This is a genomic window from Aeromonas sp. (assembly GCF_051657805.1).
In the GTDB taxonomy this organism is placed as follows: Bacteria; Pseudomonadota; Gammaproteobacteria; order Enterobacterales; family Aeromonadaceae; genus Aeromonas.
Genome location: NZ_JBOFLJ010000046.1, coordinates 1 through 15,858, shown reverse-complemented (window position 1 = coordinate 15,858; position 15,858 = coordinate 1). Strand labels below are relative to the sequence as shown.

General features: G+C 61.7%; 18 protein-coding genes and 1 pseudogene. 7 read left to right on the top strand and 12 right to left on the bottom strand.

What is annotated here, in order from left to right; translation table 11 throughout:
- Positions 1-7: 7 nt before the first annotated feature.
- Genes ACRCYW_RS14750 through npr form a run of 5 tightly spaced genes read left to right on the top strand, consistent with a single transcriptional unit; the run spans position 8 to position 3,399 of the window.
- Positions 8-1,447 carry an RNA polymerase factor sigma-54 gene (locus ACRCYW_RS14750; RefSeq protein ID WP_438550814.1) on the top strand — a complete coding sequence of 480 codons (1,440 nt, stop codon included), beginning with the start codon at positions 8-10 and terminating at the stop codon, positions 1,445-1,447.
- A 20-nt stretch (positions 1,448-1,467) separates the two neighbouring features.
- Positions 1,468-1,755 (top strand): ribosome hibernation promoting factor, encoded by a 288-nt coding sequence (hpf, locus tag ACRCYW_RS14745; protein WP_042001473.1) that lies wholly within the window; start codon positions 1,468-1,470, stop codon positions 1,753-1,755.
- A gap of 2 nt (positions 1,756-1,757) precedes the next feature.
- Positions 1,758-2,204 carry a PTS IIA-like nitrogen regulatory protein PtsN gene (gene ptsN / locus ACRCYW_RS14740; protein ID WP_349920773.1) on the top strand — a complete coding sequence of 149 codons (447 nt, stop codon included), beginning with the start codon at positions 1,758-1,760 and terminating at the stop codon, positions 2,202-2,204.
- Positions 2,205-2,244: 40 nt separating this feature from the next.
- Positions 2,245-3,111: an RNase adapter RapZ gene (gene rapZ / locus ACRCYW_RS14735; protein ID WP_438550813.1), complete on the top strand. Its 867-nt coding sequence runs from the start codon at positions 2,245-2,247 to the stop codon at positions 3,109-3,111.
- A gap of 15 nt (positions 3,112-3,126) precedes the next feature.
- Positions 3,127-3,399, top strand: a complete 273-nt coding sequence (gene npr / locus ACRCYW_RS14730; protein WP_438550812.1) for a PTS phosphocarrier protein NPr — start codon at positions 3,127-3,129, stop codon at positions 3,397-3,399.
- Positions 3,400-3,411: 12 nt separating this feature from the next.
- Here the strand turns inward: npr and ACRCYW_RS14725 are convergent, their stop codons facing one another.
- The 12 genes from ACRCYW_RS14725 to ACRCYW_RS14670 all read right to left on the bottom strand — a co-directional run bounded on the left by ACRCYW_RS14725 (position 3,412) and on the right by ACRCYW_RS14670 (position 14,271).
- Positions 3,412-5,316 (bottom strand): BglG family transcription antiterminator, encoded by a 1,905-nt coding sequence (locus tag ACRCYW_RS14725; protein ID WP_438550811.1) that lies wholly within the window; start codon positions 5,314-5,316, stop codon positions 3,412-3,414.
- 103 nt (positions 5,317-5,419) lie between these two features.
- Positions 5,420-6,157: a 2-dehydro-3-deoxy-phosphogluconate aldolase gene (gene dagF / locus ACRCYW_RS14720; RefSeq protein WP_438550810.1), complete on the bottom strand. Its 738-nt coding sequence runs from the start codon at positions 6,155-6,157 to the stop codon at positions 5,420-5,422.
- Entirely contained in the window at positions 6,157-7,272 is a 1,116-nt protein-coding gene (locus ACRCYW_RS14715) for a DgaE family pyridoxal phosphate-dependent ammonia lyase (RefSeq protein WP_438550809.1), read from the bottom strand. Before ACRCYW_RS14715 ends, dagF begins: the two co-directional genes overlap by 1 nt.
- Positions 7,256-8,395 (bottom strand): amidohydrolase/deacetylase family metallohydrolase, encoded by a 1,140-nt coding sequence (locus ACRCYW_RS14710; RefSeq protein ID WP_438550808.1) that lies wholly within the window; start codon positions 8,393-8,395, stop codon positions 7,256-7,258. The genes ACRCYW_RS14715 and ACRCYW_RS14710 overlap by 17 nt, the downstream gene beginning before the upstream one ends.
- 42 nt (positions 8,396-8,437) lie before the next feature.
- Positions 8,438-9,088: a DUF4310 family protein gene (locus tag ACRCYW_RS14705; protein ID WP_438550807.1), complete on the bottom strand. Its 651-nt coding sequence runs from the start codon at positions 9,086-9,088 to the stop codon at positions 8,438-8,440.
- A gap of 10 nt (positions 9,089-9,098) precedes the next feature.
- Positions 9,099-9,875 (bottom strand): DUF4311 domain-containing protein, encoded by a 777-nt coding sequence (locus tag ACRCYW_RS14700; RefSeq protein ID WP_438550806.1) that lies wholly within the window; start codon positions 9,873-9,875, stop codon positions 9,099-9,101.
- Between the two features lie 21 nt (positions 9,876-9,896).
- Positions 9,897-10,193: a DUF4312 family protein gene (locus ACRCYW_RS14695; RefSeq protein WP_349920782.1), complete on the bottom strand. Its 297-nt coding sequence runs from the start codon at positions 10,191-10,193 to the stop codon at positions 9,897-9,899.
- Positions 10,193-10,558 (bottom strand): SFCGS family glycine-rich protein, encoded by a 366-nt coding sequence (locus ACRCYW_RS14690; RefSeq protein WP_438550805.1) that lies wholly within the window; start codon positions 10,556-10,558, stop codon positions 10,193-10,195. Before ACRCYW_RS14690 ends, ACRCYW_RS14695 begins: the two co-directional genes overlap by 1 nt.
- 16 nt (positions 10,559-10,574) lie before the next feature.
- Complete coding sequence (locus ACRCYW_RS14685) at positions 10,575-10,931, bottom strand: transcriptional regulator (RefSeq protein WP_438550804.1); 357 nt, start codon at positions 10,929-10,931, stop codon at positions 10,575-10,577.
- Positions 10,932-11,239: 308 nt separating this feature from the next.
- Positions 11,240-12,361: an outer membrane-stress sensor serine endopeptidase DegS gene (gene degS / locus ACRCYW_RS14680; RefSeq protein ID WP_438550803.1), complete on the bottom strand. Its 1,122-nt coding sequence runs from the start codon at positions 12,359-12,361 to the stop codon at positions 11,240-11,242.
- An 89-nt stretch (positions 12,362-12,450) separates the two neighbouring features.
- Positions 12,451-13,809, bottom strand: a complete 1,359-nt coding sequence (locus ACRCYW_RS14675; RefSeq protein ID WP_438550802.1) for a Do family serine endopeptidase — start codon at positions 13,807-13,809, stop codon at positions 12,451-12,453.
- Between the two features lie 81 nt (positions 13,810-13,890).
- Positions 13,891-14,271 (bottom strand): YhcB family protein, encoded by a 381-nt coding sequence (locus tag ACRCYW_RS14670; RefSeq protein WP_438550801.1) that lies wholly within the window; start codon positions 14,269-14,271, stop codon positions 13,891-13,893.
- Between the two features lie 140 nt (positions 14,272-14,411).
- On the opposite strand from ACRCYW_RS14670, the gene zapE reads away from it, so the two are divergent.
- Both zapE and rplM read left to right on the top strand, forming a co-directional pair.
- Entirely contained in the window at positions 14,412-15,506 is a 1,095-nt protein-coding gene (zapE, locus tag ACRCYW_RS14665; RefSeq protein WP_438550800.1) for a cell division protein ZapE, read from the top strand.
- 266 nt (positions 15,507-15,772) lie between these two features.
- Positions 15,773-15,858: pseudogene (gene rplM / locus ACRCYW_RS14660) on the top strand (50S ribosomal protein L13); the annotation flags it as partial.

Here is a 15,858-nt window from a genome sequence, read left to right as displayed (position 1 = left end):
GACGTAGATGAAGCCGACATTACAGTTGCGTCTCGGTCAGTCCCTGACCATGACGCCACAATTACAACAAGCGATTCGTCTGCTCCAGCTCTCCACGCTGGAACTCCAGCAGGAAATTCAGCAAGCGCTCGATAACAACCCCTTGCTGGAGCAAGAGGAGAGCGAGGCGCAGGAAACCAATCCGACCGAGGTGGCCGACGCCAGTCAGCTGGATTCTAGCGACGCCATGGCGCAGGACAAGATGCCGGACGAGTTGCCCGTCGATACGACCTGGGACGAGGTCTACTCGGCCGGGACGGCCCAGAGCGCCGGCCCCATCCATGATGGGGAGGAGAGCGTCTATCAGGGGGAAACCACCGAGAACCTGCAGGATTATCTGTTGTGGCAGATGCGGCTGACGCCGTTCAGCGATCTGGATGCCGCCATCGCCCTCGCCATCATCGATGCCATCGACGAATCCGGATATTTGACGGTGTCTCTCGAGGATATTCAGGCTGCAGTCAGCAGTGAAGAGGTAGAAGTTGAACTGGATGAGGTCGAAGCCGTGCTCAAGCGGGTGCAGCATTTCGATCCGCTCGGCATCGCCGCCCGCTCCGTGCAGGAGTGCCTGTTGATCCAGTTGGGCCAGTACCCGTCCGATCTGCCCTGGCTCAACGAGGCGAGGGAGGTGATCAGCGAGCACATGGATTTGCTCGGCAACCGTGACTATCGCACCCTGGCGCGCAAGACCCGGCTCAAGGAGAGCGACCTCAAGGAGGTACTGGACCTTATCCAGCAGCTGGAGCCCAGACCCGGCAACGGCGTCATCCAGAGTGAATCCCAATACGTGATCCCGGATGTTTCCGTGGTCAAGAAAGGCAGCAAGTGGGTGGTGGAGCTCAACCCGGATTCGGCGCCGCGCATTCGCGTCAACGAGACCTATGCGGCCATGGCCCGCAATGCGCGCAGCAGCACGGATACCCAGTTCATCCGCTCCCACCTGCAGGAGGCCAAGTGGTTTATCAAGAGCCTGGAGAGTCGGAACGACACCCTGCTCAAGGTGGCCAGCTGCATCGTCGAGCAGCAGCAGGGCTTCTTCGAGTATGGGGAAGAGGCCATGAAACCCATGGTGCTCAACGACATCGCCGAGGCGGTGGAGATGCACGAGTCGACCATCTCGCGGGTGACGACCCAGAAGTACATGCATACGCCTCGCGGCATCTTTGAACTGAAGTTTTTTTTCTCCAGTCACGTGAATACGGAAGGAGGAGGAGAGTGCTCATCGACCGCTATTCGCGCCTTGATCAAGAAGCTGGTAACGGCGGAAAACCCCGCCAAGCCGCTTAGTGATAGCAAGATCGCGGATTTGCTGGCCGAACAGGGTATTATGGTGGCGAGACGCACGATCGCAAAGTACCGTGAATCCTTGTTGATCCCGCCATCCAATCAGCGCAAACGCCTGGTTTAGGCAAACAAAAGGAAGACGTTATGCAAATTAACCTGACCGGACACCATGTCGAGATTACCGAAGCTCTGCGTGATTATGTGAACAACAAATTTGCCAAACTCGAGCGTCACTTTGACCATATCAACAACGTGCATGTGGTGTTGAGCGTCGAAAAACTGAACCAGATTGCCGAAGCCAAGCTGCATGTCAGCGGAGGCGAGGTGTTCGCCAACTCGGAGCATGCCGACATGTATGCTGCGATTGATACCCTGCTGGATAAGCTGGACAGACAGATTATCAAGCATAAAGATAAGTTAAATCAAAAATAACTATGCAACTTGAACACATACTGAGTCGGGACTGCACCAAGAGTGCGGTCCCCTGTACCAGCAAGAAACGCGCTCTCGAGATCATCAGTGAACTGGCCGCAGAGCGCCTCGGCACCTCCCGTCAGGTGTTGTTTGAAAGCCTGCTGGCGCGGGAAAAAATGGGCAGTACCGGGATCGGTGCCGGTATCGCCATTCCTCACGGCCGGATCGACGATGCCTTCGCGCCGACGGCTGTGTTGATGACCTTCTCCGAACCCATCCCTTTCGACTCGATCGACAATCAACCGGTTGACCTGCTCTTTGCATTGCTGGTGCCGGAAAGCGAGTGCAAGCAGCATCTCAAGACCCTTTCCCTGATGGCATCCAAGCTGGGTGACAAGGCCGTCTGCCGCCAGTTGCGCCAGGCGACCAGTGACGAAGAACTCTATCAGATCATGACCTCGGCCTGATGCCGGAGACGGCACGGCCAGGTCGGCGTGAGGGGACAAGATGCAATTAATAGTGGTAAGCGGTCGTTCGGGCTCCGGCAAGACGGTCGCCCTGCGGGTGCTGGAAGATCTGGGGTACTACTGCGTAGACAACCTGCCGGTCAATCTGCTGCCCCAGCTGATCGTCTCGGTGGAGAGCCAGTACGACAAGTTGGCGGTCAGCATAGACGTGCGCAACCTGCCCACCGAACCGGATCGGCTGGATAACCTGCTGGCCCAGGTTCGCAACGAAGGGCGGGTGGAGTTTTCCAGCTTCTTCTTCGATGCCGATAACACTACCCTGCTCAAGCGTTATGGCGAGAGTCGCCGGCTGCACCCCCTGTCTCGCAACAAGCTGTCGCTGGACGAGGCCATCCGGGAGGAGACCCACCTGCTGGCGCCGCTCTCCTCCACCGCCGATCTGCGTATCGACACCACCAACCTCAGCATTCATGACCTGAGCGAGCTCATCAAGACCCGGGTGCTCGGCAAGAAAGAGAACGAGCTGGTGCTGGTGTTCGAGTCCTTCGGTTTCAAATACGGCATCCCCAAGGATGCGGACTTCGTGTTCGACGCCCGCTTCCTGCCGAACCCCCACTGGATCCCCGAGCTCAAGCCCTTTACCGGCAAGGACGAGCCTGTGGCCAACTATCTCTCCAGCCAGGCTGACGTCATGCTGTTTATCCAGCAGATCGAGAACATGCTGGGCACCTGGTTGCCCCATCTGGAGCGTAACAACCGCAGCTATGTAACGGTGGGCATCGGCTGTACCGGCGGCCAGCACAGATCCGTGTTCATCGCCGAACGGCTGGCGAGTGCGTTCCGCCTGCTCGGCAAGAACGTGCAGATCCGCCACCGCACCCTGGACAAACGCTCGGCGCAAGCCTGACAGAAGGATGCACAGATGACTGTTTCCGCCTCGGTAGAAGTCAAAAACAAGCTGGGTATCCATGCCAGACCGGCCATGATGCTGTTCGAACTGGTGCAGGGATTCGATGCCCACGTCTTGCTGCGCAATGAGGACGGGGTCGAGGCCGATGCGGACAGCGTGATCGGTCTGCTGATGCTGGACTCCGCCCAGGGCAAGCAGGTGGAGGTGCAGGTGGAGGGGCCGGAGGAAGCGGAAGCCCTGGCTGCCGTGGTGGCGCTGTTCACCTCGGGCTTCAACGAGGAGTAGGCGCCTCTCTGACTAGGAACCGGTGCGCGCCAGCGCCTTGAAACCGGCGAAACTGCGACAGGCCAGCAAATTCTTGCTGGCTTTTTCGTTCATCAGGGTCAGGAAGAGGTCGTAGAGGCCCATTGCCTCCTCGTAGTCCGCCTTGGCGATGGCCAGCAGGAAGATGAGGGTGGCGGTCTCGCCATTGCCCCAGTCGATGCCCTGGGGCGCCAGCACCGTGTACACCAGGGTGCGGCGGGCCAAGAGGCCGAGGGAGTGGGGCAGGGCTATGCCATCTCCCAGCATGGTGGAGACGATGCGCTCTCGCTCCTGCAAGGATCCCCTGAACCCCATTTCCACCAGGCCTTCCGCTTCCAGCCGATCGCAGACTCGCGCGAACAGGGCCGACTGGCTGATGGGCTCATCGATCACCATGAAGTGGTCGGCGTCGAAGTACTTGTCGAGCAGGTAGGGGCGGGTGCGATCCACCAGCACCAGCTTGCCGAGCAGCTCCAGCTGATACTGGGCCGGGAAGGGGGTCACCTGTACCACGGGGACGTTCTTCTCGCTCACCTTGACCGTGCTGATGACGAAATCCTGCTCGATCCGTGCCAGCCCCTCGTAGTCCCGCACCGATTCCAGGCTGGTCAGCTGCAACTGGGGATATTCCCGCCTGATCCTCGCCTCCAGCACCCGGAAGGTGGCATTGCCTGCATCGCACAGCAGCAGCGCCTGGGATGGGCGGCTGTAGCCGATGTCATAGTGGCGCTCCAGCCCGACCCCGATATGGATCACCAGGTAGCCTATCTCGTGATGGGTGAGGTGATAGGGGGTCTGCTTGATCCACTCGGAGATGGCGGCCAGGGTGATGTCATAGGCGAGGGGATAGTACTGCTTGATGTGATCCGCCAGCGGGTTGTGGCTGCCTATCTGATATTTGATCCGCAGCAGCATGGCACTGATATGGGCCAGCAGATCGCTGTGCAACTGGCTGTCGTGGCGCAGATCATAGGGATAATGCTGGTGGATGTAGTCCAGCAGGTGTTCCACCAGCTGGGCGCTCTCGGCGGCCATGGCCGGGCTGAGCTGCGGGGTGTCGGTAATGAGCCGGGCCTGGATCTGGATGGCGAGGCCATTGACCTCGGGCTCGCCGGGTCGGGTGAGGGTGGGCAGTTCCCCATAGATGTCGCGGGCCACGGCGGTGAGGGGGGCGGTCAGATCCTCGCTGCTAAAGGTCAGCAGCTCATGGCCAGCCGCCTGGCGCAGCAGGGCCACGGCGCAGTAGATGGTGAGCTGCTGCAGGCTCTCATCGGCCAGCCTGAGTTGATGGCGACCCAGCTGGGCGTGGATCCGGTTGCCGATGATTTCCAGAGTCTTGCTGGGGCAGAGGTTCGGCAACAAGCCCTGCAAGGGGCTGTTGCGGGTCTGCTCCCGGTAGAGCAACTGGGTGAGGCAGGCCCGGATGGCCGTCTCCTCCCCCTGGATACGCATGCCGAGGCGCGGCTTGCTGTCGATACTGAGCCCGAAATGGGTCAGCCGCTCCCTCACTTCCGCCATATCCCCCTGCAGCGCCGCCCGGCTCAGATACCAGGTATCCGCCAGCTCATCGAGCTTGATCCCCTGCTCGGCGGTGAGCAGCAGCAGTTGCAGATGCAGCACCCGCTCCCGACTGGTGCGAGGCAGGCTGGTCTCCTGCTCCTGCGCCGCCAGCAGCTCGTCAAACAGCCCCTGATTGTAAATCTTGAGTTGATAGCCACTGCCGCGCTGGTGGATGAGGTGGGCGCCGTGGGTGGCGATCAGCTCGTTGAGGGTTGCCACGTCGGTGCGCACCGTGCGGGTGGAGACATTGAGGCGACGGGCCAGCTCCTCCTGCGGCAAGGCCTCGGCGTGGAGTTGGGTCAGCAACTGATGGAGTCTGGGGTGGGGCAGCTTGGTCATGGAAAGAGGAGACTCCTGTCGCGGGGGGAAGAAGAATGTTAACAGACTGAATCATCAACAAGCCAGGCACCGGCCAGAGGTTGGACCGGTGCCGTGGTCATCGTCACGCCAGCAGCTGTTTCACCATGGTGAGCAGGGTACGCACATCCTCGGGACGGGTCTGGCCCTCGCCATCGATGATGGAGCTGTAGACATGGGGGATCACCTTCTCGACCCCGGCGTCCAGGGCGATCTGAACTATCTCCTCGAAGTTGTCGAGATCGATACCGCCGGTGGGTTCCAGCCAGAAGCCGTGGCGAGCACAGGCCTCGGCCACCGCCTGATACTCGTCACGGCACGCCAGACCCCCCATGGGGAAGAACTTGACCGAGCTGCCGCCCATGTCCTTGAGCATGGCGATGGCGGTATCGACGGGCACTAGGCCGTCGGCCTGGCCGGCGCTGAGGGGGCCGGTGGAGATCTTCACCATGCCGGGGGTGCCGGTGGGGGAGACGAGACCGTTGACCAGGCTCTTGGACTGACCGAGCCGCGCCCGGCTGGCTCCGACCCCGGTGAAGACCTGGTTGACGTGCTGGGGCTGCAGCAGGCCGGCCAGCTCGGCCACCATGGCGGACTGACGGGGATCCCCCGCCCCCAGGCCGATGGAGAGGGCATTGTCGATGAGCGCGGCATACTCGCGCATGTCGGCGACGGCGGCAGGGACATCCGGGTAGTTCTTGGAAAGCACGCCGACCAGCACATGGCCCTCGGCCGCCTCATAGACGTCGACGGCATTCTGTTTGGATCCGGCCAGCACGTTGAGGCAGACGCGGTCGTGGTAGTAGTTCGGAATGAGAGACATCAGTGGTTCTCCTGGGTGAGTTGGGCTATGGCCGCGTGGATCTGGTCGAGTTGGGCCGGGCTGACGCTGCGCACATCGATCTCGATATGGCCCTCGTTGGCCTTGTAGCCGCGGCAGTAGATGGCGGGGCTGCCCTGCTGCAGGCGAGCCACCACCTGGACCGTGGTCATGCCGAGGCGCTCATGGTCGAAGGCGATGTCGGTGCGGGCTATGTCGCGCCCCGCGCTGTCCCACACCACTCTGGCGGTGACGCCGGGTAATTGGTTGAGGCGATCGATGAAGGGGGTCATCTTGCTCACCATGGCGGCGCCGCTCTCTCTTTCCTTCTCCAGATAGCGCTCGATGGCGTGGGTCAGGCCGAGGATCCCCTCCTTGCCCACCTTCATGGCACGACCTATGCCGTTCGCCTGCTGCTTGACCCACTCCACATACTGGGCCTTGCCGAGCACCAGGCCGCTGGTGGGCCCCTCGATGGCCTTGGCGCCGCTGTAGATGACCAGATCGGCCCCCTGTTGGTAGTAAAGACGCAGGTCCTCTTCCGCTGCCGCATCGACGATGAGCGGCAACTGATGGGCCTTGGCGACCTCGGCGGCTTCGGCTACCGAAAGAATGCTCTTCTGCACGCAGTGGTGAGACTTGATGTAGAGGATGGCGGCGGTGTTGGGGTTGATGGCGGCGGCCAGTTGGGCGGGGGAGCATTCGTTGGCATAGCCGGCTTCCACCACCTTGCCGCCCCCCAGGTTGACCATGGTGCCGACTGGGGCGCCGAAGTTCACGTTGTGACCCTTGGGTAGCACTATCTCGCTCGGTACATGGTGGGCATGGGCGTGCAGCTGCTCGAGGCGATAGGCGTCACCGCGCACTATCACGGCCGCCACCGATTGGGCGATACCGGCGCTGGCGCAGGAGACCACGACCGCATCTTCCACCCCCAGCAAGCTGGCGAGATAGGCTCCTGTCTTGTTGACCAGATCCTTCACCTCGAAGTAGTGACCCAGGCCGAAGTTGACCGCCTCGACCACCTCCTGCTCCGGGGTGGATACGCCGAGTATGGTCATGCGCCCGGAGGCATTGATAACGGGTTTGAGCCGATATTTCTCATAAACAGAAGGCATGGTGTGATTTCCCATAGTGAGTCAGAACCAGATCGCCACCCACCAGGGTGGCGAGGGGAAGCAGTTGCAGGTCGCCGCTGCGCGATTGTGCCTCGGTATCCGTGAACAGGGTCTGGCCTTTGGCCAGATCGAACAGGGTTAGGTCGGCATCGGCCCCCACCTCGAGTCGCCCCTTGCCGGGCAGGCGCAGGGCATCGGCGGCCTGATGGGTGACGCAGGCGAGCACCTGCTCCAGGCTCATGCCGATGACGAAAAACTTCGACATCACGTGGGCCAGGCTGTAGACGGGGCCCTTGATGCGGTTCTTGCAGTAGATGTCCGAGCTGATGGTGTGGGGCAAAATCCCCTGGCGGATGGCGTGCTCCGCCACCTCGAAGCTGAAGCTGGCGCCGCCATGGCCGATGTCGAGGCGCAGGCCCCGCTGCATGGCGTCACGCACCGCCTGACGCAGCTCACCGGCCGGTGTCAGGATGCGGTTCGGCTTGCCGTTGAAGCAGTGGGTCAGCAGGTCTCCCTGTCCCAGCAGGGCGACGATCTCGTCCAGATCCGGCGGCGTGTTGCCCACGTGCACCATCAGCGGCAGGTCGCCGTTGTCGCGCTGGATCTGCTTGGCGATGCGCAGGGGCTGCAAGCCATTCTCCCCCACCACGCTGCCACTCATGCGGGCCTTGATGCCGACGATGAAGCCAGGGTGGCGGCGGATGGCCGCCTGGGCCAGGGCCGGGTCTATGTCGGCCGGGTTGGCCAGCTCGTTCTGGCGCAGCAGGCCGATGCGGGAGATGTTGAGCAGGGCGTGAACCCGGGTCTTGCAGTCCGCGGCCAGCCGCTGGAACGCATCCACGTCGTCGGCCCCCGTGCTGCCCGCGTCGATGACGGTCGTGATCCCTGATTCGACTCCCACCTTGTCCGGTTCGTCGTGATAGATGGGGGAGGCGGGATAGCAGTGGGTGTGGCCATCGATCCAGCCTGCGCTCACATAGGTCTGTCCCGCCAGATCCAGGGTCTGTCTTGCCTCGGCCGTGGCGGGGAGAGCGCCCATGGCCGCTATCTTGCCGTCCAGAATGGCGATGTCGATGAGCTCGCCATTTCCCTGGCGTCCCGCTCTGATGATGAAGTCATACATGGTGCTGGCCTCTAGAAGACCGCCCCGCGGGGCGGCCGGTGTTTATGCAAGGGCTATCGGGAAGAAGGTGCCTAGCAGCATGGCACCCAGGATGGCGCCGCCTGTGATGGGCTTGTTCCAGATGTAGAACAGCAGCGCCCCCAGCAGGGAACCCAGACCGATGGGGATGGAAGCCCCCATGGCGGAGAGGATGATCAGGGGGCCGAGGAAGCGTCCCGAGCTGTTGCCAGCCCCCATCATCACATCCGCCCCATAGGTGGAGTTGCTCTGGTTGATGGTGAACTTGCGCGCCAGGATGATCACGTAGCCGATGGCCAGGCCAATGCCCATGCCGGTGACCAGGGAGGCGGTGAAGTTCTCCACCGGGTAGACGATGCCGGCGCCCAGCAGCAGGGCGGGAACCCCCAGGCCGACACCGGTCTGGATGGCGCCGCCGATATCCAGGATCCCCACCAGGGAGCCTTCGATGATGCGGGCGAACAGGAAGCTGGCGCCGAAGGCGGCGACCGCGCCATAGGCACCGGTGTCCATGCCGGCTTTCAGCATGGCGACGAAGGCTACCTCGTTGAAGGCGCCGACCCCGTACAGGTAGAACATGTGGGTTCCGGCAAAGACACCGGCCGACAGCAGGCCGACGAAGATAGGGAAGGACCAGTCCGCATACCAGAAGTTGTTTCTCAGTTTCTCATCCATGGGATAGCCCTTATTTGCCGCTCATCAGGTTGTGGACATTCTCCAGCCACAGGGGGATCCCCATGTGGAAGGACTCGATCAGTTTCATGTCGAAGCCACGGAAGAATCCGCTCAGCACGAACAGCAGCGCTATGGCCGCCATCATCACGCGGGTGACATGGTTCCAGCCGCTCTCTTCGACGCCCTTGCCGATCAGGATGCCGAGCACCAGGCCGGGAACGGCGTTGCCCATGATGAGCTGAGCCATGCCGCCGAAGATGGTGGCCCAGAAGCCGGACTTCTTGCCCGCCTCGATGGCGGCCAGCCAGAAGATCACCGGCATGACGGTGTTGACCAGGAGGTTGGCGGCCGGCACCAGCACCTTGACGGCGGTGACCTGCAGGGCGGCGGGGACTGCGGCGGCCGTGCTGTTGAGGAAGGCGACGACGATGGCACCTATGATGCCGCAGGCGATGGCCATCTTCCTGGGATCGTGCAGGGTGGTGGCGAGATCCCGGTTCTTGATCATCAAGGCCGCGGCACCCCAGTTTGGCAGGATGCGGTGATCCACGTCCTGGGTGAAGGCCCCTGCCGCCACCGTGGAGGCCCAGGCGTTGAAGAAGAAGCCAAGACCGAAGGAGAAGTGTGACGCCGGGTCCCCCTCACAGGAGTTGAGCTCGCCCAGGGTACGGAAGGCCCCCATGCCCTGCACCGTCGGTGCGTGGAACATCCGCGCCGCGCCGGCCCCGACACCGACGCCCACCAGGCCGCCGATGATCAACGATTTGAAAAGAATGATTAGAAACATCCAACGTGTCCTTTTTGTGGGTTAAACCAGGCTGAAATCCACCTTGTCCACGTCCAGGCTGGTGACCTTGACGGCGATCTCCAGCTGGACGCGGAACTCACGGCGCTGGCGCGGCAGGAAGAAGAACAGAAACTTCTCCACCCGGACCGACTCCTCGGCCTTGAGGACCTGAACCTCGACCGGTTCGAGCCGCAGCATGACGTGCTGGCTGCCCTTGAGCAGCGTGGGTTGCACCTGGCTGAGGGCGGCGGCGAACGCCTGCTGGCGAGTCGCCCCCTTGCCGTTGACGATGACCTGGGTGGTGAAGTGTTCTTTCATCAGGCGCGACCGTGCTTCTTGGCGAAGGCTTCGATCAGCTTCTGGCCCAGCTCTTCCTTGTCCATGAAGCCGAAGCCCAGCACCACGCAGCCTTCGTTGATGGCGGTGACGCCCTCCTCGATGGATCGCATGCCGTAGCGGCACTTGTAGCCGTACTTGGTCTGGGCCGTGATGGCGCCGGCCCCGCCGCTGCCGCAGAAGGAGATGCCGAGATCCGCCTGCTCCTTGTTCATCACATCACCGAGCTTCATGTCGGCGGCCATGCCGGGGATGACGGTGACGCTGGCACCGGCGGCTTCGGCGCCTGCCCCCACTTTCTGGCCCTTGCCGAGACGATCTCCAATCACGAGTTTGATGGCTGACATACAGGTATCTCCTTGATTAAGGGTTCAGTACTGAACTGAGTTCATTTTCTTTGGCGACTTCGAAATGGACGGACAACAGATGGGCCTCTTCGTAGGCCAGCTTATCCAGCCAGGCGACGACCTGTTCGGCCAGTCGCAGGGAGAGGGGGGAGATCTCGTCAAACAGGCTGAGATCGACTTCCGGCAGGGCTTCCCCGCTGTAGGAGCGCCACACCATGGCTTTGACGTGGGAGGCCAGCATCTGCCGCTGCACCTCGTTCGGGAATATGCCCTGCTCGGCCAGCAGGGGATAAATGCGGGCCAGGGTCAAGTCTGTCTTGCGCAACAGGTCCGGGCTGTCCGGAGTCAGGGGGCTGTCGGGGTTGGTCTTCAAGGTCTGCTCTCCAAGGCTGGCAGAAGGAATGACCCTACCCTAAGGGGGCAAAGCAGTATGGAGGAGGCAGCTTTTTTCCGATTCGAACTGGAAATCCCCCCGGGAAGCAGACCCAAAGCGGGCGTTTTTGTGGTTCAGAGGGGCAAAAAGGGGGGCCTGGCGCCGGGCGAGCGTGATCGGCGCCGCACTTTGGGGCCTGGATCCTGATGACGGGCGGGATGTGGAATTGTGAGTCGCCTCACGCAAAGGGAGAGAGGCGGAAATGAAAACAGGGCCATAGGGGCCCTGTTTTCAGTAGAAGCGCGGGCTTAGCTGGTCGAGGCCGCACCGCTGGCGGGCAGGTTCTGGTAGCGCACGTCTTCCTCGATGATGACGTCCACGTCCAGGGGTTTGCCATTGCGGATGACGGAGATGCGCAGCTTGGTGCCGGGACGGCTCTCGACGATCTTGTCCATGACGGCGCGTACCCCGCTGATGGCCTCGCCGTTGACCTTGAGTAGCACGTCACCGCGCTTGAGGCCTGCCTTGCTGGCCGGCCCTGTCGGATCCAGGCTCTCCACCACCAGGCCCTGCAGGTCACCGAGGTTCATCATGCGCGCGACTATGGGGTTGATCTCGACGCTGGAGATGCCGAGGTAGCCGCGGATGACCCGGCCGTTGGCGATCAGCTCGTCCATGATGCGCTTGGCCAGCTTGTAGGGGATGGCGAAGCTGATGCCGTAGCTCTCCTGGTTGCCGTTGAGGTGATAGGCGGCGGTGTTGATGCCCACCAGATCCCCGCGGCCATTGACCAGGGCCCCACCCGAGTTGCCCTCATTGATGGCGGCATCGGTCTGCAGCAGATCCTGCCGGCCATTGCTGTCCGGTCCCATGCTGGAGAGGCCGATGCGGCCGGTGGCGCTGATGATGCCCTGGGTGATGGTCTGGCCGACGTTGTAGGGGTTGCCGATGGCGAGCACCACGTCCCCCACGTCCGGCAGGCGGTCGGGATCCTGGGGGATCACCGGCAGGTTGTCCGACTCGATGTAGAGCACCGCGAGGTCGGTCAGCTTGTCGGAGCCGACCAGCTCGGCACTGAAGACCCGGCCATCCTGCAGCGCGACGATGATCTGGTCCGCATCGGCGATGACGTGGTAGTTGGTCAGCACGTGGCCACGGGAGCTCATGATGACCCCGGATCCCAGGCCCTGGGGCCTCAGCTCGGCCTTCTCGCCGCGATTGCCGGCGAAGCTGCGGGTGTAGATGTTGACGACGGCGGGGCCGGCGCGATGGGCTGCGTAGGAGAAACTCAGCTCGCGGGCATTGGTGATGAGGCCAGGTAACTGGGCACCACCGCGGAAATTGGGGAACAGCAGCAACAGGAGTGCCGCGACGGTGAGACCGAAGGCGACAGACTTGCCCAAGTAGCTGATCAAAGGTGGGATTTTCATGTCATTCTCATCCGTACATGCTGCGCGCAGAGAATAACATCATCGGTGGATAAAAATCACCCGCGGCGGTTGCCGCGGGTGTGAGAGGCTTAACGGATCACCAAATAGAGGGAGGAATCGCCGCGCTGGATGTTCAGCGCCAGCACTTCCGGCTTGTCCTTCAACGCCTTGGTCAATTCACCCAGAGTGTTGATGCGCAGGCGGTTGACCCCGATGATGATGTCGCCCTTCTGCAGGCCGGAGGCGGCGGCAGGGGAGCGCGGATCGATATCGGCGACGGCCACGCCACTGACGGGGTCGCTGGTGGTGCTGAGCTTGGCCCCTTCCAGTGCCGGGTGCAGGGCGCTGGCGAGGATCTCGCTGTCATCCGCCTTCTTCAGGGTGACCTTGACGGTCTGCTCCTTGCCGTCGCGGATGAGGCCGAGGGCGACCTGCTTGTCGGCACCCATGGTGGCGATCTTGGCGCGCAGCTCACCGAAGGAGCGGATGGCCTTGCCATCGATGCTGACGATGATGTCGCCCGCCTTGATGCCGGCCTTGGCGGCGGCGGAGTCGGGCATGACCTGGTTGACGAAGGCACCGTCCTTCTTGTTGTAACCGAAGGACTTGGCGATGTCCGTGGTCAGTTCGGTGCCGGTGATCCCCAGCTGGCCGCGGCGTACTTCACCGTATTTGACGATCTGCTCGGACAGGTCGCGCACCATGTTGGACGGGATGGCGAAGCCGATGCCGATGTTGCCGCCGTTCGGGCCCAGGATGGCGGTGTTGATGCCGATCAGCTCGCCGCGCAGGTTGAGCAGGGCGCCACCTGAGTTGCCGGAGTTGATGGCCGCATCGGTCTGGATGAAGTTCTCCAGGTTTTCGATGTTGAGGCCGCTGCGACCCAGGGCACTGACGATGCCGGAGGTGACGGTCTGGCCCAGGCCGAACGGGTTGCCGATGGCGAGCGCATAGTCACCCACCCGCAGGTCGTCGGAATCGGCGAACTTGATTTGTACCAGGTCGTCGGCCTTGATCTGCAGCAGGGCGATGTCGGACTGCTTGTCCTCGCCTATCTTCTTGGCGGCGTATTCACGGCCGTCCTTCAGATTGACCTTGATCTCGTCCGCCTCGTGAACCACGTGGGCGTTGGTGATCACATAGCCCTTCTTCGCATCTATGATGACGCCGGAGCCCAGTGCCTGGAAGGGCTGCTCGCTCACCTGCTCGTCAGGCATGTTGGGGCCGAAGAAGAAGCGGAATTGTTCGGGCAGGCGCTGGCGGGTGATCTTCTTGCCAGAGACGGAGATGTTGATCACGGCAGGGGTGACCTGCTCGAGGACGGGGGCCAGGCTCGGCATCTCCTGGTTGTTCGCCAGCAGGGGCAGGGCAGCTTGCGCTGGCGCCGCAGACAGGGCGATACCGACACTGAGGGCTAAGACACTGAATACAGAAAGAGATTTACGCATATGAGAAACAGCTCCCAGAAAAAGTTGCAGTGCAATCGTCAAGGTCTGACCACGATAAGGCGTAATAAGTTCCACCAGGAACTAGCTGGATTGCTTGAGCAGGCCGGAGGCTCCCGCGTAGTCACGGGGGGGCAGACCCGGTTCCTCGTTGGCTGACTCGTCCTTCACCTCTTCGGCCTGGGGCTCGCGGAACAGCGGCTCCTGTACCTTGGCCAGGAACTTGCTCTGCTCGGCCATATGGCGATAGAGGGTCTGGTATTGATCGGCCAGCTGCTCCATCAGGGCGGCGCTGTCGGCGAAGTGGGTGTTGATCTGGCCCTGATAGCTTTCCAGCTCCTTGTGGGCTTTTTTCAGCTCCTGCTCCAGGCGCCCGGCATCCCGGCTGCGGACAGTGAAGCGACCGACCAGAACGCCGATGATGAGAGCGGCTACCGCCAGCAGGATCCCGTTTAACAGAGTCATAGATGCTCCTTGTTACAGCTAAATCGATGAGTGTTGAGACGGCCGGAGTGGCCGCTATGCCTCGATGGCACTATACCGTGCGCCCCGAGGGCGTGATACTATTTTGTCCTTCATTCAGGGACTTGGAGGCGGTTTACAGGATGACCCCGCAGCAAAAATACCAGCAGGATTTGCAGCGTCCCGGCTTTTTGGCCGACCCGGCCCAGGCGATGGCCGTGGCCAGGCTGGAACGACTCTATCAGGATTTGTGCGCCAGCCCGACTCCGACCAGATCCCGTGGCCTGTTCGGCTGGCTGCAAAAAACCAGGCCGTCGGCCCCCATCCTTGGACTCTATATGTGGGGCGGAGTGGGCCGAGGCAAGACCTGGTTGATGGATACTTTCTTCGAGAGCCTGCCGGGGACGCGCAAACTGCGCATTCACTTCCACCGCTTCATGCACCGGATCCATGATGAACTCAAGGGGCTGACCGGCCAGGCCGATCCCCTCAAGCTCATCGCCAGCAAGCTGGCGGATGAGACGGATGTCATCTGCTTCGACGAGTTCTTCGTCTCCGACATCACGGACGCCATGCTGCTGGGCACCCTGTTCCAGGAACTCTTTGGCCACGGGGTGGTGCTGGTGGCGACCTCCAACATCCCGCCCAAGGATCTCTATCGCAACGGCCTGCAGCGGGCCCGCTTCTTGCCCGCCATCGAGCTCATCGAGCGCCATTGCGAGATCCTCAATGTGGATGGGGGGGTGGACTATCGGCTGCGCACCCTGGAGCAGGCCGAGATCTATCACTTCCCTCTGGATGCGCAGGCCAAGTGCAACCTGGACCGCTACTTCGGCCAGCTGACCGGTCTGGGGCAGGCGAGCCCGGCCATGCTGGAGGTCAATCATCGCCAACTGAGTGCGCTCGGGCAGGGGGAGGGGGTGCTCTACATGGAATTCGAGCAGCTCTGCTGCACCCCCCGCTCCCAGGGGGACTACATAGAGCTGGCCCGGGAGTTTCACACCGTTTTGCTGGCGAATGTACAGCCAATGGGGATGGGGACGGATGATGCAGCCCGTCGTTTCATCGCCATGGTGGATGAGTTCTACGAGCGGCACGTGAAACTCATCCTGTCGGCGGCCGTACCCATGGCCGAGCTCTATGGAGAGGGTCTGCTGAATTTCGAATTCAAGCGCTGCCTTTCCCGGCTTCAGGAGATGCAATCGCACGAATACCTTGCCAGAGTGCACCTTCCTTAGTCACAATACCGCGCCTGCCAGTCGGATGGGCATCTGCGGCAGGTAGGGCCGGGCGACATTTGCTAGCTTCATGGCAGTGAAATTAGCAGGTGATATTTAAGGCAACTTCACTTATAATCGCCCGGCCCACGTTACAGCTGTCGATAAGACAGCAACACTTTAAGCTTTACTTGTATTCGAAGGGGTACAGGTAGGCCATCGTTTGTTGTTTGTGGGAGAGCCCCCATAAGCAATTGGGTCTGTAACAGGTAATTGGGTTTAACTTAATGAAAACTTTCGTTGCCAAGCCAGAAACCGTAAAACGTGACTGGTACATTGTGGACGCAGAAGGTAAAACTCTGGGTCGTATCGC